This is a genomic window from Faecalicatena sp. (genome assembly GCF_058819085.1).
This window is the reverse complement of the sequence record NZ_JBZUUL010000024.1, coordinates 125,483-149,306: the sequence shown is the minus strand read 5'-3', so window position 1 is coordinate 149,306 and position 23,824 is coordinate 125,483. Positions and strand designations below refer to the sequence as shown.

22 protein-coding genes are annotated in these 23,824 nt (G+C 46.6%); 10 read left to right on the top strand and 12 right to left on the bottom strand.

Annotated elements, in window-relative coordinates:
- Positions 1-14: 14 nt before the first annotated feature.
- From yhbY to AC4OGX_RS12090, 6 genes are read left to right on the top strand one after another with little or no spacing between them, the layout of a single operon-like run.
- Positions 15-305, top strand: coding sequence for a ribosome assembly RNA-binding protein YhbY (yhbY, locus tag AC4OGX_RS12115; RefSeq protein WP_493330768.1), 291 nt, complete (start codon positions 15-17; stop codon positions 303-305).
- Between the two features lie 9 nt (positions 306-314).
- Positions 315-917: a nicotinate-nucleotide adenylyltransferase gene (gene nadD / locus AC4OGX_RS12110; protein ID WP_493330767.1), complete on the top strand. Its 603-nt coding sequence runs from the start codon at positions 315-317 to the stop codon at positions 915-917.
- A 12-nt stretch (positions 918-929) separates the two neighbouring features.
- A complete protein-coding gene (yqeK, locus tag AC4OGX_RS12105; protein ID WP_493330766.1) occupies positions 930-1,499 on the top strand; it encodes a bis(5'-nucleosyl)-tetraphosphatase (symmetrical) YqeK in 570 nt (189 codons plus the stop codon).
- Between the two features lie 18 nt (positions 1,500-1,517).
- Positions 1,518-1,868, top strand: a complete 351-nt coding sequence (rsfS, locus tag AC4OGX_RS12100; protein ID WP_493330765.1) for a ribosome silencing factor — start codon at positions 1,518-1,520, stop codon at positions 1,866-1,868.
- 22 nt (positions 1,869-1,890) lie between these two features.
- Positions 1,891-3,363 (top strand): extracellular solute-binding protein, encoded by a 1,473-nt coding sequence (locus AC4OGX_RS12095; protein WP_493330764.1) that lies wholly within the window; start codon positions 1,891-1,893, stop codon positions 3,361-3,363.
- A 44-nt stretch (positions 3,364-3,407) separates the two neighbouring features.
- Entirely contained in the window at positions 3,408-6,443 is a 3,036-nt protein-coding gene (locus AC4OGX_RS12090) for an EAL domain-containing protein (protein WP_493330762.1), read from the top strand.
- 119 nt (positions 6,444-6,562) lie between these two features.
- Here AC4OGX_RS12090 and lexA read toward each other — a convergent pair whose 3' ends face one another.
- Entirely contained in the window at positions 6,563-7,177 is a 615-nt protein-coding gene (gene lexA, locus AC4OGX_RS12085) for a transcriptional repressor LexA (protein WP_493330761.1), read from the bottom strand.
- A gap of 290 nt (positions 7,178-7,467) precedes the next feature.
- Here lexA and AC4OGX_RS12080 point away from each other — a divergent pair, with 290 nt between their 5' ends.
- Complete coding sequence (locus AC4OGX_RS12080) at positions 7,468-7,869, top strand: LysM peptidoglycan-binding domain-containing protein (RefSeq protein ID WP_493330760.1); 402 nt, start codon at positions 7,468-7,470, stop codon at positions 7,867-7,869.
- Between the two features lie 312 nt (positions 7,870-8,181).
- Entirely contained in the window at positions 8,182-9,249 is a 1,068-nt protein-coding gene (locus AC4OGX_RS12075; protein ID WP_493330759.1) for a tyrosine-type recombinase/integrase, read from the top strand.
- On the opposite strand, the gene AC4OGX_RS12070 is transcribed toward AC4OGX_RS12075, so the two are convergent.
- Together AC4OGX_RS12070 and AC4OGX_RS12065 are read right to left on the bottom strand one after the other, a co-directional pair.
- The gene (locus tag AC4OGX_RS12070) at positions 9,246-10,496 is read right to left on the bottom strand and encodes a hypothetical protein (RefSeq protein ID WP_493330758.1); all 1,251 of its coding nucleotides are present in this window, start codon (positions 10,494-10,496) and stop codon (positions 9,246-9,248) included. The genes AC4OGX_RS12075 and AC4OGX_RS12070 overlap by 4 nt on opposite strands.
- Positions 10,497-10,586: 90 nt before the next feature.
- Positions 10,587-14,960 carry a DEAD/DEAH box helicase gene (locus AC4OGX_RS12065; protein ID WP_493330757.1) on the bottom strand — a complete coding sequence of 1,458 codons (4,374 nt, stop codon included), beginning with the start codon at positions 14,958-14,960 and terminating at the stop codon, positions 10,587-10,589.
- Positions 14,961-15,135: 175 nt separating this feature from the next.
- Here AC4OGX_RS12065 and AC4OGX_RS12060 point away from each other — a divergent pair, with 175 nt between their 5' ends.
- Positions 15,136-15,870 (top strand): tRNA lysidine(34) synthetase, encoded by a 735-nt coding sequence (locus AC4OGX_RS12060; RefSeq protein ID WP_493330755.1) that lies wholly within the window; start codon positions 15,136-15,138, stop codon positions 15,868-15,870.
- Positions 15,871-16,006: 136 nt separating this feature from the next.
- On the opposite strand, the gene AC4OGX_RS12055 is transcribed toward AC4OGX_RS12060, so the two are convergent.
- The 7 genes from AC4OGX_RS12055 to AC4OGX_RS12025 all read right to left on the bottom strand — a co-directional run bounded on the left by AC4OGX_RS12055 (position 16,007) and on the right by AC4OGX_RS12025 (position 21,870).
- Positions 16,007-16,654, bottom strand: a complete 648-nt coding sequence (locus tag AC4OGX_RS12055) for a cytidylate kinase-like family protein (protein WP_493330754.1) — start codon at positions 16,652-16,654, stop codon at positions 16,007-16,009.
- Between the two features lie 190 nt (positions 16,655-16,844).
- Positions 16,845-17,756 carry an RluA family pseudouridine synthase gene (locus AC4OGX_RS12050; protein WP_493330753.1) on the bottom strand — a complete coding sequence of 304 codons (912 nt, stop codon included), beginning with the start codon at positions 17,754-17,756 and terminating at the stop codon, positions 16,845-16,847.
- 1 nt (position 17,757) lies between these two features.
- Positions 17,758-18,282, bottom strand: a complete 525-nt coding sequence (lspA, locus tag AC4OGX_RS12045) for a signal peptidase II (RefSeq protein ID WP_493330752.1) — start codon at positions 18,280-18,282, stop codon at positions 17,758-17,760.
- 34 nt (positions 18,283-18,316) lie between these two features.
- A complete protein-coding gene (locus AC4OGX_RS12040) occupies positions 18,317-19,117 on the bottom strand; it encodes a YlmH/Sll1252 family protein (protein WP_493330751.1) in 801 nt (266 codons plus the stop codon).
- A gap of 32 nt (positions 19,118-19,149) precedes the next feature.
- Complete coding sequence (locus AC4OGX_RS12035; protein WP_493330750.1) at positions 19,150-19,677, bottom strand: cell division protein SepF; 528 nt, start codon at positions 19,675-19,677, stop codon at positions 19,150-19,152.
- Positions 19,678-19,750: 73 nt separating this feature from the next.
- Complete coding sequence (locus tag AC4OGX_RS12030) at positions 19,751-20,443, bottom strand: YggS family pyridoxal phosphate-dependent enzyme (protein WP_493330749.1); 693 nt, start codon at positions 20,441-20,443, stop codon at positions 19,751-19,753.
- Between the two features lie 44 nt (positions 20,444-20,487).
- Complete coding sequence (locus AC4OGX_RS12025) at positions 20,488-21,870, bottom strand: biotin/lipoyl attachment domain-containing protein (RefSeq protein WP_493330748.1); 1,383 nt, start codon at positions 21,868-21,870, stop codon at positions 20,488-20,490.
- Positions 21,871-22,010: 140 nt separating this feature from the next.
- On the opposite strand from AC4OGX_RS12025, the gene AC4OGX_RS12020 reads away from it, so the two are divergent.
- Positions 22,011-22,214, top strand: a complete 204-nt coding sequence (locus tag AC4OGX_RS12020; protein ID WP_493330747.1) for a DUF378 domain-containing protein — start codon at positions 22,011-22,013, stop codon at positions 22,212-22,214.
- A 118-nt stretch (positions 22,215-22,332) separates the two neighbouring features.
- On the opposite strand, the gene AC4OGX_RS12015 is transcribed toward AC4OGX_RS12020, so the two are convergent.
- Together AC4OGX_RS12015 and AC4OGX_RS12010 are read right to left on the bottom strand one after the other, a co-directional pair.
- Positions 22,333-23,385: a D-alanyl-D-alanine carboxypeptidase family protein gene (locus AC4OGX_RS12015; RefSeq protein WP_493330746.1), complete on the bottom strand. Its 1,053-nt coding sequence runs from the start codon at positions 23,383-23,385 to the stop codon at positions 22,333-22,335.
- 42 nt (positions 23,386-23,427) lie between these two features.
- Complete coding sequence (locus tag AC4OGX_RS12010; RefSeq protein ID WP_493330745.1) at positions 23,428-23,823, bottom strand: methylglyoxal synthase; 396 nt, start codon at positions 23,821-23,823, stop codon at positions 23,428-23,430.
- Position 23,824 lies beyond the last annotated feature (1 nt).

The following is a 23,824-nucleotide window of genomic DNA, read 5'->3' as shown; positions in this document are numbered from 1 at the left end:
GAGATAAATGAAAAATGACGACAAAACAGAGAGCATATTTAAAGAGTCTTGCAATGACAATGGATCCGATCTTCCAGATCGGTAAATCCAGTATGACACCAGGATTGACACAGGCGATCGCAGAAGCATTAGATGCAAGGGAGCTGGTCAAGGTCAGCGTCCTCCAGAACTGTGCGGATGATCCGAGAGAGCTGGCTGAGATGGTGGCCGAGAGGACACGCTCCCAGGTCGTACAGGTGATCGGCAAGAAGATCGTATTATATAAAGAAGGAAAGGACGATAAGAAAAAAATTGTCCTTCCATAGGGGGATATTATGAAAATAGGTATCATGGGAGGCACGTTCGATCCGATCCACATCGGACATCTGCTTTTGGGTGAATTTGCCTTCGAACAATTTAATCTGGATGAGATCTGGTTTCTGCCCAACGGAAACCCGCCGCATAAGGACACGGATGAGATGGACACCTGTCTGGAACACCGGGTCGCGATGGTGGAGGCAGCGATACGGGGAGCAGCGCACTTTAAGATTTCCCTGCACGAGGCGAAGGAAGGGGTTCATTCTTACACGTATAAGACCATGCTGGAATTTCATGAACTGTATCCGGGAGATGAATTTTATTTTATCCTGGGGGCAGACTCATTGTTTTCTATCGAAAAGTGGAGATATTTCAAGGAGATCTTCCCGACCTGTACGATATTGGCAGCCATGCGTGACGATAAGGATATCGGAGACATGCAGAAACAGATCCAATACCTTCGTGAAAAATATGGTGCTGATATTGAGCTTCTGCGCGCTCCTCTTTTGGAGATTTCTTCCACTACGATCCGCAAAAGAGCGGCCAAAGGGCTGACAGTACACTATATGGTGCCGGATGCGGTGGCAGATTATATCAAAGAACATCATTTATACAGGTAAGGAAGGATCGCTATGACAGATATAACGGGAATTCGCAAAAAATTGGAGAAGAAGCTGAAAAGTGAGCGTTATGAGCATACGCTTGGAGTTATGTATACTGCTTCCTCGCTGGCCATGTGCCATGGCGGGGATATTCAAAAGGCAGTGCTTGCAGGTCTGCTCCATGACTGCGGGAAATTCTGTTCTGGAAGGGAACAGATCCGGCTGTGCAGGGAATATCAGATCCCGCTTAAGGATTCGGAGCTTTTGATGCCTGCACTGATCCATGCCCGTCTGGGTGCATATCTGGCGGAGCATGAATATCATATAAGTGACAGGATGGTCCTGGATGCGGTGACTTATCATACGACCGGACGGCCGGACATGACACTGCTGGAGAAGATTATTTATATTGCAGATTATATCGAGCCGGGACGGCAGGAGATCCCGGGGCTGGCACAGGTACGCAGAACAGCATTTACAGATCTTGACGGGGCAGTCGTTTTAAGTGCGGCCTCAACGATCGCCTACCTTGAGAATGCCGGCAGAGAGATCGATCCTATGACAGTTGAGACATATAAATATTATAAGAGTAAGAAATAAAAAGAAAGGAGAGCATTTATGGAACAGGCGAAGGAGATGGCCAGAATTGCGTTTAAGGCGCTGGATGAAAAGAAGGGTGAGGATATCAAGATCATTGATATCTCAGGAGTTTCCGTTCTGGCAGATTACTTTATCATTGCTAACGGAAACAGTGACAGCCAGGTGAATGCATTAGTCGATCATGTGGAGGAATCTCTGCATCAGGCAGGTTTTCAGCTGAAACAGCGTGAGGGACAGGGAACAGGGAGCTGGGTGCTTCTTGATTTCGGTGATATCATCGTGCATATTTTTGATAAAGAGAACAGGCTTTTTTACGATCTGGAGAGAATATGGCGGGACGGTAAGGATGTTGATATAGCAACACTATAAAATACGGACAGGGGATGTGTTTATGAACCGCATGATAAAGACAGGCGTAAGTCTGTTGGCAGCCGCAGCACTTTTGGTTACGGCAGGCTGTTCTTCTCAGGAAAAGAGTGATTCATCCAAGGGAAAGAAAAGCCTTCTGGATCCGAAGGAGCCAGTGACGATCGAAGTATGGCACTATTATAACGGTGCACAGCAGGATGCCTTTAACCAGCTTGTTTCTGAGTTTAATAAAGGTGAGGGAACAGAGCTTGGAATCAAGGTGAAGGCTTCTGGTCTGGGAAATGTTGCGGATTTGGAGGAGAACGTTCTGGCCTCGATCGACGGAAAAGTCGGAGCCAAGGAAGTGCCCAATATTTTCGCTGCCTATGCAGATACAGCATTTGCTGTGGACGAGAAGGGGATGGCTGTGGATCTGAAAGGATACATGACTGACGATGAGATCGGCGAGTATATGGACAGCTATATTGACGAGGGAAGGTTCTCATCAGAGGACAGTCTGAAGATCTTTCCTGTTGCAAAGGCAACGGAGATCTTTATGCTGAACAAGACGGACTGGGAGAAGTTTTCGAAGGCCTGCGGTGTTACATTAGATGACATTTTCACAATAGAAGGGATTACCGACACGTCCCGCAGATACTACGAATGGACTGACAGTCTGACAGATACTCCTGAGGATGGAAAGGCATTTTTCGGAAGGGATGCTGTGGCAAATTACTTTATCATTGGTGCACGTGAACTGGGAGCCGAAATTTTCTCTGTGAAGGACGGCAGACCACAGCTGAATTTTGACAAAGAAGTCATAAGGAAACTCTGGGATAATTATTATGTGCCTTATGTGAACGGATATTTTGCATCTTCCGGAAAATTCAGAAGCGATGATATCAAGACCGGCAATATCCTGGCTTTTGTAGGATCCTCAGCCGGTGCGACATTTTTTCCGAAACAGGTGACTCTGGATGATGAACACACTTATCCCATCGAGATGCAGGCGTTTGAATGCCCCAAATTTAAAGACGGCGGAGATTATGCGGTCCAGCAGGGTGCCGGCATGGTCGTTATGAAGAAGGAGAACAAAGCAGAAATAGAAGCTTCTGTCGAATTTTTGAAATGGTTTACCGAAGCAGACAGGAATATCCAGTTTGCAGTTTCTTCCGGGTATCTCCCGGTGAAAAAGGAAGCGAATAAAAAGGAGATGATCAACCGGGAGATGAAAGGATCCAATGACAGCGTCATTCCGGTCCTGGATGCATCCTTAAAGCAGATAGAGGATAATACCCTGTATACGACCCGGGCCTTTAAAAACGGCACAGATGCCCGCAACATCCTGGAATATTCCCTCTCAGATAAGGCTGCTGCTGACAGGGCTGCAGTTGTGGAGCTGATAGAAAGCGGAGTCTCCAGAGAGGAGGCTGCAGGCCGATTCGATACAGATGAAAACTTCGAGACGTGGTATCAGGAAACCTACACATCACTCAAAGCTCTGGTTGAAGGGTGATCAAAACAATTTGAATATAGTGAAATGGAAAGGAGGAGATGAGAATGCGTATGAAGACCAGAAAGGCACAGCCTATCTTAAAAAGAATACTGATTCCCATGATCCTCCTTACTTTAGTGGAAGTAATCCTGTTATCCGGAACCTTCATTTACGGGGGAACGATAAAGGAATTGAATCAAAACGCACGCGGTATCGTCCAGGGCAAGGTCGAGAACAGAAGCAGCTATTTAGAGAATGAGATGTTAAACAGCTGGTCTAATGTTTCTTATACCGCTGCATTGATCAATGCAGAGGCAGAAGAGCTGGAAGAAAAAGGGGTGCTTGACCTTGAAAAGATCGGAAGCAGTTCAGAGGAGTGTTATCCTCTCGTATCTGAAATTTCAGGATATTTGATTGAAATGCTCCGTTCTAATAAAGTGACAGGCACTTTTGTTATTTTTAACACCAGCGATCCTGATCTGCTTAGGGATCAAGAAACCTTTTCAAAGCCCGGGCTTTATTTCCGGGATCTAGATCCATCTACCAGCCCGTCTCTCCGCAACAGTGACCTGTTGATCGAAAGAGGATCCGTAGAACTTGTACATAGTCTGGATATTGCCACGGACAGTGCATGGAAACCCCAGTTTGAGTTCCCAAAGGATAATATAGAGGCGAGGAATCTGTTCTTAAATCCATACAAGCAGGGATTATTAAACCCGAAGGCAGACTCTTTGACCGAGGTGGGATATTGGGGGAAGCCCCATGTGATGGCAGACGATGATAAGAAGCTGATCTCGTATTCTGTCCCTCTGGTTACTTCTACGGGAAAAGTCTATGGAGTACTGGGAATGGAGATTACTCTGGATTACCTTGCAGCGATGCTTCCAAGCGAGGAATTAATGAACGGGAAGAATGCTGCGTACCTTCTGTTAGTAAAAAATGAAAAGGATGGAACTTATCAGACGATCTTTTCATCAGACCAGGAATCTGTTCCCCAAGGCAGGGAGCTTCACATCCAGACATCCAAGGAAGGATACCGGTATATTGAGACAAAAAACGGAAACCAGTATATTGACACAAAGCACCTGCAGCTATATGACTCTAACGGACCTTTTGAATCGGACCGGTGGGAGCTTGCAGGAGTTGTCAGGGAAAGAGATATTACGGGATTTTCGCGGAAGATCCTGCACTACCTGGCAGTGGCGATCCTGCTTACGATCATCATCGGGACCGGCGGAAGTATCCTTGTAAGCTTTATGGTCTCCAGGCCGATCTATGCCGTCTCAAAGAGTATGCAGAGGATGAATACACAGAAGAAGATCCATCTGCCCAGAACTAATATCGTCGAATTTGACCAATTGGAGCGTTCCATTGAAAGATTGAGCAGTGATGTGATCGATTCTGCAACAAAATTTGCGCAGATCCTGAATAAGGCCAGTGTACGGATCGCTGGTTTTGAGTTAGATTTCAAGCATGAAGCTCTGTTCTTAACGGATGGTTTTTTCAATATTTTCGGGGACGCTTCCATCTCAACAAAGACTTTAGATATCCATTCGTTTCAGGAAGAAATGAAGCTCTTTGATGTTTATAAGGAAGAAGAAGGGGATGGATATGCACTTTTTAAAGTCCCCTATGAAGACAGGGATACATATATTCGCCTGAGCTACTCTGAACTGGATGAGCAGCGGATCGTCGGCGTAGCGGAGGATATTACAAAAACCATTCAGGAGAAGCAGCTTTTGGAACATGAACGAGACCATGATCTGCTGACCGGGTTAAAGAACCGGAGGGCATTCCAGCGTATGATGCACCAGCTTTTTGCAAAGGGTGAGGAGCATCTGAAAAAGGCGGCCCTTATCATGATCGATCTGGATAATCTAAAGCAGATCAATGACAAGTATGGACATGATTACGGTGACAAATATATTCAGGCAGCGGCGGAAAGTTTCCGAAAGTACACTCCCCAGGAGACCGTCATTGCCCGTATTTCAGGAGATGAATTCTATCTGTTTTTCTATGGGTACGAGTCGGAGCGGGAGATTAGCAGGCTGCTCGAAACGTTCCGGGAAGGAATTGCCAGAGAATATATCATCCTGCCTCCGATGCAGCGCCTGAATCTCAAGATGTCAGGGGGAATCTCATGGTATCCGCGGGACTCCAGGCACTATGAGCAGCTGCTTCAGTACTCAGATTTTGCGATGTACCAGATCAAACATTCTACAAAAGGAGAGATCGGCAGCTTTGACATCGGTGCGTACCACAGTGAGGAATATATCTCGCAGAACCGCCGTGAGTTGACAGAGCTGATAGAGCGGGAGGAGGTGGAATATTTCTTCCAGCCTATCGTGGATGCGCATACAGGAATGATTTTTGCATATGAGGCTTTGATGCGGGGAACGATGCCGACCCTGCGTAGTCCTGCAGATATCCTCTCACTTGCACGGGAAGAGCATAAACTGGACAAGATAGAAGAGCTGACATGGAAACTTGCCACCAGGGCCTTTAAACAGCATGTCTTAAACCAAATCATTCCGCCAAAATGCAAGGTGTTTATCAATTCACTTGCAGATTATCGTTTGAGTAATCAGACCCTGGAACTCATAGAAACAGAGTGCAAGGGCTATCTGGACCGATTTGTCGTTGAGATCACGGAGGATTCACAGGCCAATAAGGAGGCCATGGACGTCAAACGAGTGATCGTAAACAGATGGAATTCGGATTTTGCCCTGGATGATTACGGCAGCGGTTACAATGGAGAACGGGTCCTGATTGAACTGGCTCCCAAATATATTAAGATCGACAGGGAGATTATCCTTGGGATCCATCAAAATATTGATAAGCAGAAGATTGTGGAAAATACGATTTCCTATGCCAGGGAGAGAGATATCAAGGTGATTGCCGAGGGAATCGAGACGGAACAAGAGTTAAATAAGGTGATCGAATTGGGTGCGGATTACCTGCAGGGGTATTATCTGGCACGGCCGGATGTGGTCCCGCCCCAGATCAACGAGATTACGGCGGAGCATATCCGCAGGCTCTATAGGAAAACAACGATGGATACGGAATCAGATACAGAAGATCAAGATGACAGCGAAGAGTAGAAAATACGGCGTATCAGAGAAGGGGATAAGACCCTGTAACTGATACGCCGTATTTCTGATATAGAGACATAGGAATCTCAATATCCTATACTAACTAACATAACTATCAGAAGCGTTCACTAAAAGAAGCGGAACACGCCGATCACCTTGCCAAGGATGGTAACTTCTTTTACGATGATTGGATCCATGTAATCGTTCTCCGGCTGGAGGCGGTATACACCTTCCTCTTTATAAAATCTCTTAACAGTGGCCCCGTCCTCAATGAGAGCGACTACCATATCGCCGTTAGAAGCGGTCTGCGCCTGCTCTACGAGTACCATATCCCCGTCCAGGATCCCTGCATTGATCATACTTTCTCCCTTGACAGCCAGCATAAAGGTCTGCTTATTCGGCATGAACTCCATCGGGATCGGGAAATAGTTCTCTATGTTCTCCTGCGCAAGGAGCGGCTCGCCTGCGGCAACGCGGCCGATGAGGGGAACATTCACCACCTCACGTCTCGTTAAATTAAACGTATCGTCCAAAATCTCAATCGCCCTGGGCTTGGTAGGGTCACGTCTGATATATCCGTTCTTCTCCAGTGTCTCAAGATGAGAGTGAACAGAAGACGTGGACTTAAGATTCACAGCCTCACAGATCTCACGCACAGCAGGAGGAAATCCCCGCTCCAGTATCTGTGACTTTATGTATTCTAATATCTCAAGCTGCTTCTTACTGATCTTTCCCTGTGACATATAATGAACCTCCTCATTCTGTTTAAATCCATATTATATGGATTTAAACCAACATTCCTTTTTGACATACAGTATGCTGTATTATCTATATCCTGTTTCCAGATTAGTCTATAAGTATAGTACCATAGGTAACAATAAAAAGCAAACACTTGTTACGAAAATATGTTCGGATTTTTTAGAAAACCTATTGACAAACATGTGTTCGTGTCATATAATATCAAGTGTAAGGAACACATGTTCGAAGCAAAGGGATCACGAGTACAACAGATGAATCAGGGGGGAACTGCAATATGAATAGCCAGGGGAATCACATCAGAACAGCTGCTGTCAGGACTGCAGCAATGAGAAGAAGCCGCAGAGACAACAGTACAGATCATGTTATAAGACTGCTTATTTTGTGCATACTTACTGTTTTTCTTGTCTTTGGTGCATGTGCTTTATTTGGGAACATTTTAAGTTCTGCACATGCAGGGAATGCAGAGAGCCCTGCTAATTTTAAGTATTATACAAGTATTGAGATCCAGCCAGGAGATACATTATGGGATATTGCCAAGGCATATATTACTGAGGATTATGAATCCGTACCAGAATATGTACAGGCTTTAAAGGAGATCAATTCCCTTGATACAGATGATATTCAAGCCGGACAGAACCTGATCGTCGCATATAATGACACAGAGTTCAAAAAGTAATGTGATACAGCTGCGGCCTTGCAGTTGAGCCCAGCTGCAGCATACAGCAGGACGTGTTTTGAGATTCAGATTATTAGTTGATTCATTGTTTATAGATTCAGGTATCAATATACATCCCTATGTATTGATATATAAACTCACCCAGGAGTCAGTTGGAGGGAGTGATCCCAAAAACTGGCTCCACCTTATTATTCAAACAGATCTATACGACAAATACTAATTTTTCCAAAAGATATGGACAAAAAAGGCAGGAAATGCTATAATCAGCTCAACTGCAAGGCTTTGAAGGCTTAATAAGGAGGAATTTTTAAGATGTCAGGACAAGATTCTAAGACATATCACGAACAGAAATATATAGATTATACATTAAGGCTCAGGGAGATCCTTAGGACGATGCCTCCCTTTGCCAGGGATTATTTCAGGGCGATGGAACCTAAGACGTCTGCTAAGACCCGGATTTCTTATGCCTATGATATCCGCGTTTTCTTTCATTTCTTAATGGAGAATAATCCGGTCTATAAGAATTATACCATGGATCAGTTTACTGTGAAGGACTTGGAACGGATCGAACCTGTTGATATTGAAGAATATCAGGAATATCTTAAGGTCTATAAGGGGCCTGAGGACAAACAGATCACGAACACGGAAAAAGGCCTTGCACGCAAGATGTCGGCTCTTAGAAGCTTCTACGCCTACTTTTTCAAGCGCCAGGTAATTGAAAAGAATCCGACCTTACTTGTGGATATGCCGAAGCTCCATGATAAGGCGATCATACGTTTGGATACGGATGAGGTGGCCTCTCTGCTGGATTATATTGAACATGGCGGCGATGACCTGACCGGTCAGCGTAAAGTATATTATGAAAAGACGAAGAACCGGGATCTGGCAATTATTACTTTATTATTGGGAACGGGTATTCGGGTTTCTGAATGTGTGGGACTTGATATCCAAGATGTGGACTTTAAGAATAATGGTGTTAAGGTCACCAGGAAAGGCGGCAATGAGATGGTTGTATACTTTGGTGAAGAGGTTGAGAATGCCTTAAAGATGTATCTCTATACCACCAGGAAGACGGTTACTCCCCTCTCCGGCCATGAAAATGCCCTCTTCTTGTCCACCCAGCGGCGCAGGATCGGTGTTCAGGCGGTTGAGAATATGGTGAAGAAGTATGCGCGCCAGATCACGCCGAATAAGAAGATCACCCCCCATAAGCTGCGCAGCACCTATGGTACGGCTTTGTACAAGGAAACGGGGGATATTTACCTTGTGGCAGATGTTTTGGGCCATAAGGACGTAAATACAACGAAAAAGCACTACGCTGCAATTGATGAGAACCGGCGCAGGCAGGCGGCAGGAGCTGTTAAGCTTAGGGAGCCTTAAGAAGGAGTTGAAAAAAGCTCCATGATCTTCTTCCAGGATTTTTGGGTTGCTTTAAAATTCTGGAAGTGTTTTTTTGCATTTTTACTATATTTATGAAATTCCGTGATAAGCTTTTGAAAGTCTTCACAGCCAAAATATTCGCTGATCCGGGGCACTATCTCTTCCAGCTCGTTCTGGATAAAACGGATCTTATCCTCATATTCTTTCTGGTCTGTGATATAAAGAAGCAGAGGCTTATAGCGCACCCAGCCGATACATGCATTGTAGAATCTTAAGACTATTTTTCCGGATTCAGAAGAGATGGAATCAAGCTCTGTTGGGAGAACCCCGTCCAGAAGATGTCTGTACGCAGAAAATCCATCGTGGAAGGCATAACAGGGAATTCTAAGTACTTTACTGTCAGTGAGCAGCGTACTCAGAAAGGTATCTTCTCCCCGTGCCCCCGGAGGATTATAGAAGGGAAACACACGCTCCGGTTTTGACAGATTGATACAGAGATTGGCGCCGGTAATGAACTTACAATGATGCTCCTCTGGTACCTCTTCTGTTCTCTTATATGCCAGTACCGGGGCACTGGCGTATGTAACACCGCCGTTATTCATGATCGACTGGATGGAATCCCAGTTTATCACGTCATTACTGATTGCAGTAATAAAACGCCGGAACAGATCCTCTGTCAGGATGTCATTATACCGTATCCGCGGGATTGGTGAGATGTATCCGCAGTGATATCCATTGGTGATATCCGCATTCACAATTTCTTTGATATGCATCGGGATCACATATTGTCCGCTCCAAAGACAGGTGCCCGAATTGTGTGTGACTGCAACGGGATATTCGTCATCATCCAGAAATAATAAACAATCCTGATGCCGCTGTATTGCAGCATACAGGATTGCATTACGTTTGCCGGCATATCCGGATGCAAATATCATTCTGGCATCTGCATCCGTAATCCCTCTCTCGGCCACGAGCCTTAAGACCTCCCGCTTTGTAGTCTTTTCGTCTAAAAATATAATCTCCTCAAAGGAGTCGACGATATCCTGGCTTAAATTCGTATAATCGGTAGACTGCGTATTAGCATAGGATAAATCGTATGCGACAAAGAGACTGAGCTGCACCTGTTGATCCAGGCTGTTTTTCTTACAAAATTCCTTCCAACTGTAAATATAGGAATTCATAACTTTACGAAATGCTTTCCGGCCGGTTGCGAATCCAATTCCCAATCGGAGTTTATGATCAGACATCCTGATACCTCTTTCTTTCCCTGCTACTCTGCAAGATACTGCTTTAGTATAGCAGATATCCGGTGAAAAGGCAAAAAAGCTCCAGGACGCCTATCTGTAAAGGACATAGTTCATAATCTCCCTGCCAAATCCCGCATTCGTTAATACGTCTTTCATTTCCCCTGGATACTCCTGGACCGTGATCCGGTTCTTCTCAGGAAAGACTGCTTTCTTCCGGAAGGCATAGACAAATTCTTTCAAAACATGTTCTGCATCTGCATCGTCAAATACCCTTAAGATCTTTCCCTGACGTTCCAGCACCATGACCGGAATCCCCCGGCGTAAGGCCACGCAGGTTCCGGGGACATTTAAAAAAGAGCTGTTTTCCCTGTGCTCCAGCACCTTCCCCCAGATCTGAGACGGATCGGCGGCATTGAGCCAGATGATCTCATCCTCAGGAATTGAAAGTGCTTTCATGGTGCCTTCATATTCTTCTTTTTTGATAAACTGTGCACCGGAAAGTCCCTTCACAAAATACCCTCTGCGGACACGGCCGGTGATCTCCCAGATCCGAAGCAGTTCTAAGGCCTGGCTCCAGTCAGCAGACCCATAAGGACCTCTTGGATCTGTATTTTCTCTTAAGGCAAGTGAACGGCGGAAGGTCTCTCGGCAGAGTATCATATTCTCCCGGAAAAATTCTTCCAGCAGTTCTTCTAAGCTTTTCTCTTTCAACGGATGGATCCGGTCCCATCTACCGGCTGAAAGTGCGGCAACTCTCGCGTTCACCCGCTGTCTTGCCGTTGCCTTTTTCAGCTTGTCCTTGTTCAGCCACTGTCTCACCGGGACAAAACTGTCTGCACATACCATCCCCTTTTCTGCCAGCTGAACGAGCAGATCGCGGAGATCCCCGGTCACGGGAATCTTGGAAAGGGCCTTTAAAAAGCTTGCACCGCGACGTGTTAACTCTTGGTAGACAATACTTTCTTCCTTGGTAAGCGCTGCATGTCCGCTCTCCTGTGTCTCTGAATGATCTCCGCCGGCAGGATCCCGGCTGACGTGATCCCAGTCGATATCCTCGTACCGGAAAAAAGAAAGCGTCTTGTCCGGAGACATTTTCCAGAAAAAATCTCCCTCTGTAAGAAGTTTGTCTAACAGTCCTTCCCGATATTCATGGACTCTTCTCGGAAAAACGATATTCTCCCAATAAGCCACATTTAAAAATTGTCCGCAGAACAGGGATGCAGTCTGTTTTAACTGATCCATGGAGGAGGCATTGATCCTGACTTTATCGGCCATCAGTGCGGCATAATGCTCAGGAGGCTGTGTCACGGCTTCCATACGCAGGATACGGATGGTTGCTTTTCTGGCCCGGTCATACAGTTTTGCATGATAATAAAACCCTTCTGCCTCCACGATCTCCCCCTGAGTACACATAACCTTAAGCCAGTCCTTTATGCATGCTGTTTCGCCCGGAAGGTAACGGCTTTCGATCTCTTCGGCGCAGAATGGGCCACGGTAATACAGCAGTCTCCGTATGATATGCATTGCCGCTTTGGGATCCTGTCCGGACAGCGCATCTGCATATTCCCGGCTCTGCTCAGAGGCGATCCAGAGTCCCGGTTCAATATATTCTGCCAGTCCCCGCCCGGCCAGCTCTTCCAGCCACCCGGATACGCTCCCATCGTCTGGCACAGAAGTGGACGGCTGAGGAGAAATGTTAAAGATTTCAGCTAATTCCTGCGCCGAGACATCGCCCTCGATCATTAAAAATGTGTGGAGCTCTTCTGCATTCCCGGGAACTTTTTTCCTCTCATGCACTTTCTTTAACTCCCGGGCCGAGGGCTTTAACTTTTCCATCTCATGGAGCTCGTCATAGACGGCCTGACGGATGCCCGGTGTGGTCGGCGTATATTCGTACATTTCTGCGGCCTCCACGCGCCACTGCATCGGAAGAGACATGGGGGAAGGAAGATCCAGGTAAACCTCCCGGACCGCGATCTGCCCGCTTAAGATCCCGTTCAGGATCGTAAGAAGTCCGTCGATATCCCACTGATCCTCCAGGCATTCTCTCGTTGTTTCCCGTATCAGGGGGTGGTCCGGCTCCTGTATCAGCGTTTCCAGCATTTCTGTACTGCGAAGACGCTGCATCCATAAAGGCTGTCTCCCATTCTGCTTCATCCCCATCATGAGCGCTCTGGCCGCATTATAGCGGAAGGTCATACTGAATACCGGGGTGACTGGGAGCAGAGCGCTTAATGTATCTCTGACAGTATCCGGATCAATGGAAAAAAGGATCTTTTCCGGTACAGTCTCATCCCCGTAAGGATACAGAAGGATTCCGTCTTCCTCATCCACGCAGCCGACATTTAAGTTCAGCTTCCTGCGGACGGCATCCTGCATCAAAAGGGAAAGGGGTGCGTTGATCCGTCTCCCGAACAGTGCATGGACCATGGCCTGGTGATTGCCTGTGGAATCTTTAAAGTGCTCGATCACGATGGTCCGGTCATCAGGCAGAAGTCCTGCGGCTTTTTTCTGGCGGTACAGAAAATCTGCAGTATTTTCCTGTGCGGCTTCATCCAGCCCCAGTTCTTTTAACTCTTCCCTGAGCATGCCGCGCTTTTCTGCCTCGGACAGCTTCCGCATGATACGGCCGAAGGCCATACTGGTCTTTAAGTCCCTTCCTTTGAGCTCCCCTTTCCAGAAGGGCAGCCTTGCGCCGTCTGCATTGGTCTGTGTTACCACGACCGTATCCTTGTCCTGGCTTACGATCTTCCAGGCAAAGGCACCCAGAATAAAACGGTCTCCACGCTGAGATTCATAGACAAACTCCTCATCCAGCTCTCCCACCTTTACGCCCTCTTCTGTTTTCGCCGTGTACAGCCCCTTATCAGGAATCGTTCCTCCGGCGGCTACGGCGAGCATCCGGCTGTAGGAATCGGCAAAGACACGGTCATGCAGCCGGTCATACAGGATTCTCGGGCGTACCGGGATCTCCCGTTTATGCTCGTAATCGCCTGCCAGCATTTTCAAAACAGCGGTCACATCCTGCCTGGTCACCTCGCGGAAGGTATAGGTGCGGGATAAAATCTCCATCACCTCATCTACCGTATAGGCCACACCCCGGGCATCCTCTGTTTTCTTCTGCGGTGTATGGTTCTGCGCTGCAGGGGTATCCGCCACAGCCTGTGCAGATTTCTTTGATCTTCCGGCTGCAGGCGCAGTGTCAGAGACAGCGGCCATGGAGACAAGATGCTGGGCAAGCACATCCAGACAGAGCCTTGGAGGCCTCGCCTGCTCTACTTTACCCTCTCTAGCAATCTGTGCCGTCATGCCGCAGTACAGCGTCTCAGGGGAGGTGCGCGGGTACATATACATCACACTGACCCGTCCCGGACTGTGTCCCGCCCTTCCGAGGCGCTGCATCGTGCTGGAGATGGTCCGTGGGCAGCCTACCTGAAGGACTTGGTCAATGTCGCCCACATCGATCCCCAGTTCCATGGAGGAGGTGGCGCATAAAAGGCGCAGCGAGCCGCTTCTAAGGGCATCCTCCGCTTCCTCGCGCTGCTCTTTTGACATGCTGCCATGGTGGACCCGTGCGAAATCCTCCCCCGCCAGCTGATTGACATAGTAAGCCAGCTTTTCCGCATATCTGCGTCCTTCCGAGAAGGCGATCACACTTCGGCAGGAAAGAGCGCGTTCATACACCTTTTTCGCCAGCTCCTCCCAGACCGGATCCTTTTTCCTTCCCACAGATGGTGTCAGCCCATCCACCTCGATTAGGACCTCTTTGTTCATGGATGGGGCAATGATCCTGGCCTTTTCCGGAGACAAATATTCTGCTGCTCTTTGCAGGGGCTCAATGGTCGCAGACAGACCAATTCTCTGCAGAGGATTTTTGCAGAGGTGGTCCAGTCTGGCGGCGGACAGCATTAAATGGGCGCCCCGTTTGGTATCGATCAGTGCGTGAAGCTCATCGATGATCAGCGCTTTTGCTGTCTTTAGGACCGATCGTCCACTTTTGCTGGTCAGCATAAGAAACAGTGATTCAGGTGTAATGATCAGAATATGGGGCGGATGCTTGACCATGCGCTGCCTGTCCTTCTGGGGCGTATCGCCGGTCCGTATCCCTACCTGGATCTGAGCGGCGTCTTCCCCGCCCTTTGTATGCGCGATCCCCTCCAGCGGCTTATTTAGATTCTCACGAATATCTCCTGCCAATGATTTTAAAGGGGACACGTAGATCAGATACAGCTCCTCTTTCAGTTCTCCTTTTGAAGCAAGCTTCTGCATACGGTCGATAAAGACAAGGAATGCGGATAATGTCTTTCCTGTTCCCGTCGGTGCACTAATCAGAGAAGGATGTCCTGATGCTATGGCAGGCCAGGCCTCCTTTTGGACCTGAGTGGGACTGCCGAAGGACTTCTGAAACCACGCGGCTGTCGGTGGAGTAAATAGTTGTGTACTGCATTTGCTGTGATCTTCCATCTGGTTACCTCAATCTTCTTTTACGCTTAGCGGTAATATTGAGTCTATTGTATCAAATCAAAGAAGTGATTGCCAGCGCAAAATAGGTATTGTATTTCACTGCCCGGGAATTTATAATAGAGACGTCCGCAATATCTGGTCTGCGGACTTAAATATCTATGAAAGGATACGAAAGATGCAGTTACAGAGATTACTTAGCTATACAAGAAAAGCCGTTGATGAATACGATATGATCCAAGAGGGGGACCACATCGCAGTCGGCATATCCGGCGGAAAGGACAGCCTGACCCTGCTTCATGCGCTGCACGGCCTGAAAAGGTTTTACCCGAAGCCTTTTGAGCTCAGCGCAGTGACAGTGGACTTAGGATTTGAAGACTTTGACTTAAGCCCCATCCAGGCTCTGTGTAAAGAGCTTGAGATCCCGTACCGTATCGTAAAGTCTGACATCTATCACATCCTCTTTGATGTACGCAAGGAGTCTAACCCCTGCTCACTTTGTGCAAAGATGAGAAAAGGTGCCCTGAATGAGGCTGTCAAAGAAATGGGATGTAACAAGGTGGCGTATGCGCACCACAAGGATGATATCATAGAGACCATGCTGCTTTCTTTAATATTTGAGGGACGTTTCCACTCCTTCTCGCCGAAGACCTATCTGGACCGTATGGATCTGACCGTGATCCGTCCGATCATGTTTGTGGATGAGATGGACGTGATCGGTTTTAAAAATAAATACGAGCTTCCGGTTGTTAAGAGCAAATGCCCTGTGGACGGCTACACAAAGAGGCAGTATGCAAAAGAGCTTGTAAAGCAGCTGAATGAGGAGCATCCAGGAGTCAGGGAAAGAATGTTCCATGCAATCTTAAATGGAAATATCAAAGGATGGCCTGAAAGGATCCCACATGTGCGTTAATGGCGAAGAGCCGGATAAGCTAAGATAAGGACAGGCAAAGAGACAGGGCTGCAGATGAAATATAATCCTTCATCTGCAGCCCTGTCTCTTTCGTGCAGTACTCTTTATTGGTCAATATATGAGAGCTCCGCCAAGTCTACAGCTTCTTGCGGCCTGTGCCGATTCCCTCTTTCAATTCGATATACTGTTCGATCGCCTTAGCGGTACCTTCTACCCCAAGTTCGGAACTGTTCAGGCACAGCTCATAGCTCTCTGAATCAGACCATTTCTTGTTGGTATAATAGTTGTAATAGCTTGCGCGCTTCTTATCTGTCTTAATGATCATATCTTTTGCCTTGGCATCTGTAAGGTCATAGATCCGTGTAATACGGCGGATACGGGTATTGAGATCTGCATGGATAAAGATGCTGACAACATTCTCATAAGTTTCCAGTGCATAGTCTGCACAGCGTCCGACCAGAATACATGGCCCCTCATCTGCGATCTTCTTGATCGCATCAAATTGTGCCAGGAATACTTTATGATTGATCGGCATATCAGAATATGTATTACCCGGATATCCCATAGAATAAGTATCCATTACCAGTGAATACAGAAAACTATTCGTTGGCTTCTCATCGTGTGTCTCAAAAATCTCTTCACAAATACCGCTTTCCTTTGCAGCCCTTGCAAGCATCTCTTTGTCATAAAGCTTGATCCCAAAGTCTTCTGCCACCTTACGTCCAATTTCACGTCCTGCGCTGCCGAATTGTCTGCCGATTGTTATTATTGTGTTTGTTTTCATTTCAGTCACTCTCCTTTACGTCAAACCAGGCATAATTACCCTTTTTGGATAACTTATATGTGTATTATACAAGATGAAGTACATATTTACAATAATAATTATATTTTTTGTGCAATTTATACAGAACCCCCTATGTGATTCTGCTCCCGGCAGGGTTAAGAAGCACATAGGGGGAAGGTGTTAATATTATCTATTGGTTTCTTAGTTTTTCTAACAGATCTATGAAATATTCCGGCAGCGGAGCGTCGAATTCCATATATTCTCCGGTAGCTGGATGCGTGATCCCCAGTATTTTTGCATGAAGCGTCTGGCCCTGGAGCTTGAAGGGGCACTTGGCAGGTCCATAGACCAGATCTCCCAGGATCGGATGCCCGATACTTGCCATGTGGACACGGATCTGGTGGGTGCGCCCGGTCTCCAGCTCACATTCAATATACGTGTAATTTCCAAAACGTTCCAGCACCCGGAAATGAGTTACGGCATTCCGGCCATGGGGGGCATGGGTGCTCATTTTTTTCCGGTCTACGGGGTGCCGGCCGATCGGTGCATTCACGGTCCCTAAATTCTCTTTGATATTTCCGTGTACAATGGCGTGATATCTGCGCGTGATATGATGATCCTTCAATTGATCCGCCAGTGCCTGATGGGCGCGGTCATTTTTACAGATGATCAGGGAGCCCGTGGTATCCATATCGATGCGGTGCACGATACCAGGCCTGGATACGCCGTTGATGCCGGACAGGTTATCCCTGCAGTGGAACATGACAGCATTCACAAGAGTACCGCTGTAATGCCCTGGTGCCGGATGTACGACCATCCCCTTTGGCTTATTCACGATCAGGATATCGTCATCTTCGTACAGGATGTCGAGAGGGATCTCTTCGGGCTTTATATCAGGCGCTTTAAGCTCGGGAAGCGACACCTCGATCTCGTCTCCGGCAGACAGTTTATAATTGGACTTGACCTGACCTTTGTTGACCGCGATGTGCTGGTCCCTTATCAGCTTTTGGATATAAGAGCGGGAAACATCCGGCATGGCATCGGATAAGAACTTATCGATCCGCACACCGGATGTTTCCGCGGTAAAATACAATTCTTCCATCTTAATCGGATCCTTTCCTTACTGAAAAACACTTCAGCTCCTCTTCCTTGTAATAGAAAAGGATGGAGAAAGCAAACAAGATACATGCAACCACCACATAACAGTCAGCAACATTAAAGATCGGGAAGTCAATGAGCTCAAAGTAGAAAAAGTCTACCACATAGTTTAAACGTATTCTGTCTATCAGGTTCCCGAATGCTCCGGCGCAGACTAATACAGCACAGATCCGAAGCAGATAGTATCTGCGGGTATGCGGCATCCGTCCATAAGCGTAACCGATCAGGGCAACGATCACAACAGCGCCCACAGCAAACAGGATCTGCTTATTCTGCATGATCCCAAATGCGGCTCCTCTGTTCTCCAGGTATTCCAGTTTAAATACCCCCTTAAAGATTACAAAAGCAGCCTGATCCTTTAAATGTGTCACGGCAAGCCATTTGGTCAGCTGGTCCAGTATCACAAGCAGGATACACAAACCTGCAGCTGACAGATAGCTTTGAATTGATTTTGTCTTTTTATTGTCCATAGTTTGTCCCTTTTTACAGATTAGTAGATACAGATTACACATATTTATGGATCACCACAAATATACGGTTCTTTTTTGTTCGGGATAAGGTCCCATGAAAGCGGAATTTGCCCATCCCCCTGACAGAGATGACGTCTCCTTCCTTTACCTGATAACTGTTGGTGGTCATCAGCCGCCCGTTGACGAATACCTTAGCCCCCTCGATCAGCCCGGTGAGCTTTGTCCGGGAAGAAGAGAATGCAAGTGACAACAGGCTGTCCAGCCGGACAGATGCCACGGTACCTTTGATCTCCTCATAACGCGGGGCGTAATGGTAATCCTCAAGGCTGATCTCCCTTAAAAGGACACTGGTATGCCGCACACGGGTCAGCTCCTTCATCAGGAAGTTGCCAAGAGAAGAATGGACAAAAGTAACGGCCTGCTTGCCCTCCACAATAATATCCCCCAGTTTGGAGCGTTCAATCCCAAGATTCAGGATTGCTCCAAGATAATCCCGGTGAGTCAGTTCTTCTGCATATTTGTCATGCAGCGGCTCGATGGAAAGCGCATGGAAAGGATAATCATATTCCTGTACAGAGAACCCGGCGTCAGAGACGTCCTCATAAGTCCCACGCAAATAAAGAGCATCAGGTAGAAAGGCTGCCATCTGACGCTCTGCTAAATCATAGCCGCCGAAAGTAACATACCTCGTATACAGCTGTTCTTTCGGCAGGGAATGTAAAATATTCAATTCATTCAGATTCAGGAAATCTGAATAGGTAATGATGTCACGGTGATATGCTGTTCTTGACAGCTCACTCAGCCGCTTTTCCAATAGCTGTTCTTCTTTTAACATATGAAAATGGACCGTTTCCTTTATGTATCTGCCTAGTATCTTCCTCTGACGTTCGCTGATTCCATGGAACCTCCCAGCAGATCCTGGAGATCGCCGGAAATATCTACGTTCGTCGGTGTCACAAGGAAAATATAATTGGAGATCTTCTGCAGGTTTCCGCTGATCGCAAACGTAGCACCGGAAATAAAATCGATGATGCGCTGTGCGATCTCCAGATCCATCCCCTCCAGATTCAGGATCACGGTACGTCCTGCCAGCAGTGTCTCGGTGATCTCTCTGGAATCATCTACAGAAGTCGGCTTCACGACGCAGACCTCCATATTCGCATTCCTTCTGGATGCCGGCTGGCGCATCGGTGTCACCTTGCTGCTTGGTGCTAACTTCTTATCATCGTCCTGGATATCAAAATCGTCGTATTCATCTTTGCTCTTCTTACCGAACAGAGAACGGCGAGGCTTTTCATCAAAATCGTCATCATCAAATTCATCATCGTAGAAATCATCATCATACTCATCGTCATTCAATTTCATGATGTCCAAAAATTTATCAAACACACCCATGTTTACACTCCTATCTTATGCCTTTTTGCGCATAATTTATTTTTAAAGCCCTTTCTGTTCCAGTCGTCATGCTCTAAACTGCATAATTCCTGGCACCAAAGATTCCGGTCCCAACACGGACCATAGTCGCGCCTTCTTCTATTGCGACTTCGTAATCATTGGTCATCCCCATTGAAAGTATACTCACATTAACATTATCAATGTTTTTCTTCTCAATGTCAACAGATAATTTATGTAAATTTGCGAAAATTGGGCGGTTTTCCTCGGGATTTTCAACAAAAGGTGCGATTGTCATGAGCCCGCACACGCGCAGATGGGGAAATGTGGCTATTTTTTCAATAAAAGGAATTACTTCATCAACTTTCAGTCCAAACTTACTCTCCTCCTCCGCTACATTGACCTCTATGAGGATTCGCACAGTCAGATCCTTTTTTGCAGCCTCCTTTTCGATAGTCTCAGCCAGCTTCATGGAATCAACGGAGTGGATCAGATCCACTTTGTCAATGATGTACTTTACCTTGTTTGTCTGGAGATGTCCGATCATATGCCACCGGATATCATCTGGCAGAACCTCGTACTTTTCGGTAAGCTCCTGTACTTTATTTTCGCCGAAGACCCTCACACCCAGGTCATAAGCCTCCTGTAAAACCGGTACCGGCTTCGTCTTGCTGACCGCGATCAGTGTCACCTCGCTGCGGCTGCGTCCGGCCCTGTCACATGCTGCCTGTATCCTTTCCTCTACTTCTTTCAGCTGATCTTTTAACATGCTGCTTCACTCCTTGCTCATATATGATTTCGTTAAATAGGTGATTATTGGAATACGACCTCTTCCTCATCCACGGAACCGCCGTCCTGCACAATATGATCATAATTATAAAGACCGTAGGTCTCACCCTCCTGGACGATATAATATTCATCACTCTCACAGAGGATCGTGACAGCCTTAAAAACGGCATACCCTTTATTGATATTGTATACGCCCTTACACGGCTTTGTCTCTGAAAGCCGGAACGTCTCTGAGGAATCGGTGCGTACAAGAATACTTCCCTTATCGAGATCCTCTGCCCGCAGATAGACTTCTCCGTCTTTCGTCGTCTTATAGATGTCCACAGGGGTAAAGTCTGGTTCCCCGCTCCCGTCTTGTATCATGACACCGGTGCCGGAGCTGTTTCCTCCGGTCGTAATGTATTCCTGGGGGACAACATAAAAATCTTTCTCAATGACTGCACTTTTTGGAATCTTTAATCCGCTCTCATCCTCCATGATCAGTTCCACATTCAGGAATCTGTCATCTGCATAACGGATCATGGAATTATCATAATCCAGCTGCCCATAGAATTCGCCTTCTCTTTTTATGATAGATAAATTGGCCCAGATCGCCTCACTTTCTTTATTGATCCGGGTCTTGATATAAGTTGTATCAGACAGCTTAGAGGCCATCTCCTTGTCCAGCGGTACAATAACTGACCAGTTCTCGCTGGTGACCAGCTTGTATGCAGGATCTCCTTTTTTTACCTGTACATTATCTTCACGGCTTGTCCGTTTATACTTACTCTGGTCAAAGTCCGATTTTTGAAAGGTATCTACATCCAGAGACTCATATCCGTCGAAATCCAGGACCATGATTCCGTCTCTCTGGGAAGCGTATACATCCGCCTTTCCTCCGTTTAGAGCGATCACAGCATCCATCTGTGCTGTTTTTGTCTGATTAGAGGCATCGAGCAGTGTATTGGAAATGTCGTTTTTTAATGCATAGACTGAAGAAAACTTCTGGGGATTAAAGTTCTCGTTAAAATTCTGCGTCTTGACCGCCAGAGAATTCATCTCCTTTGAACTCAATGCAATTTCTTCTGTCTGGGTGTCGCTGTCATAGGAAAGCCTGCCCGATGTGATGGCATAAATGTTCATCCCTGCCTTTATCTTACTTCTTTCATTTTGAAAATAATTGATATATCCCGTCCTCTCAGCATCTATCACTGTCTCCTCGCGTATGGCAAGTCCTGTATAGGAATTGTCTTTCAGGATACTTCCTTCACGTACTTCATATACAGAGATCTTTTTCGACGAGGCATACATGATGATCGTTACGATCAGATAGATGAACACGATCGCAAATATAAAAATACCGACGTTCATTTCACGCTTTCTTTTATACTTGTTGATACTGATGGAATTATTCTTCCGTGATGCCAAATCTATACTCCTCCTGTATTTTATTCCTGCAAAAAATAAATAGATTTATTTATAACTTTATCAGTATACCATTTTTAAATGTATATTTCCAGTTTTTGTGGCAATAATAAAAGCATTGATATTGAAAAGGAGGAAATAAAATGAAGTGGTTTGATAACACTGCTTTAACACTTGTGATCATTGGAGCAGTCAACTGGCTTCTGGTTGGTATTTTTCGATTCGATTTAGTAGCCTTTCTCTTTGGAAATTTAAGCTGGCTTTCCAGGATAATCTATACGTTAGTCGGTCTTTGCGGCCTCTATCTTATCAGCCTGTTTGGCAGGATCAAAAATGATGCTGAGTAAGAGAACATTTCACAAGCCTGCTTTTAGCCAGGCAGAATAACAAAACAGGAACTTACTTGAAAAGATTACAGTAAGTTCCTGTTTTTTCTATCCGTCATCTAAATTCAGACAGGCCTGGTCACTGGCTGTCAGTAATACCTGCTGCGAGCAGCTCGGTCATATCGTCATAAAGGATCGTCTTATCATCCGCACCCATAACGATCGAAATATATGGCTGATCAGCCATATCCTGTGAATACAGTATTACACAGGAGCCCGCCTCATCTGTTGTACCTGTCTTGCCGCCAAAGACATTCACTCCCTGCGGTGCTGCCGCCTCTCCCAGTGAATAGTAGTTGGAGGGGAGCCATTGTTCGGTGCGCACGGTACCGTCGGCTTCTGTCAGCGTTCCAGTATAGGAATCCATCGCTATGATATCGAGGAACCGCTGGTCCTCTACACAGGCATTGAACATCAGATAGAGATCATATGCCGTGGTATAATGATCCTCCTGATGAAGCCCGTGCGGGTTCACAAAATGCGTGTTCGTCGCACCTAAAGCTTTCGCTTCCTGGTTCATCAGGTCAGCAAATGCCTCCACACTGCCGGAGATATGCTCTGCGATCGCTACAGCACAGTCGTTGCCGGAATGAAGGACCAGCCCGCATAAAAGGTCATAGAGCGTGACCTGGTCTCCTGTCTTTAAGTTGCAGACCTGCTCATCCCATGCAAAATCCGTGGCGTTCGCACTGACCGTAACGACATCATCCAGATTGCCGTATTTTAAGGTCAGATATGCGGTCATGACCTTGGTCGTACTGGCAGGAAACAGCCTGTCATGGAGGTGGTATGCATACAGAACCTCTTTTTTATTCAGATCAAACAGACCCGCCGCATGGAGCGAAGTATCATCTGTAAACCCATCCATTGTCTTATCTTTATCTGTTACACACAGGTTCTCGGCAAATAGGGTGCCCTTATAGACACCTGCCTTATAATGTGTCTTCTCATAAACTTCTGCCTGGTCATAGGCAGGCTTCAATATCCAGCCGGATAAAAGAAACACGGCCAGGGCCAGGATCAAGACTACCGCCAGTATTCCGGCATAAATAGGTGCCCTGCTTCTTCTCCTGCGTCTTCTGTGCCTTCTTCTTCCCTGACTGGGCTTCGTATGGTTCATCTGTCTGCTCATCGGTCAAATCCCCCTTTGATCCATACCAAAGCTGTTGTCTTTCTACTTATACATCTCACGCCAGTCCAAGTCTCCTCTGTCCAATGCTAAGATCAATGCTTCTGCAGTCGCAATATTGGTAGCCATTGGAATATTATAGATATCACACAGCTTCACGATGTCATTGACATCTGGTTCGTGAGAGCGCGGCGTCAGCGGGTCACGGAAAAAGATCAGAAGATCCATCTCATTATGCTCGATCTGTGAACCGATCTGCTGCTTTCCTCCCAGATGGCCTGCAAGATACTTGTGAATATTCAGGTTCGTCACGCTTTCTACCAGTACACCTGTGGTCTCTGTCGCATATAAATGGTGCTTGCTTAAAATCCCCCTGTAAGCGATGCAGAAGTTCTGCATTAATTTCTTTTTGGCATCGTGTGCCACTAATCCGATGTTCATA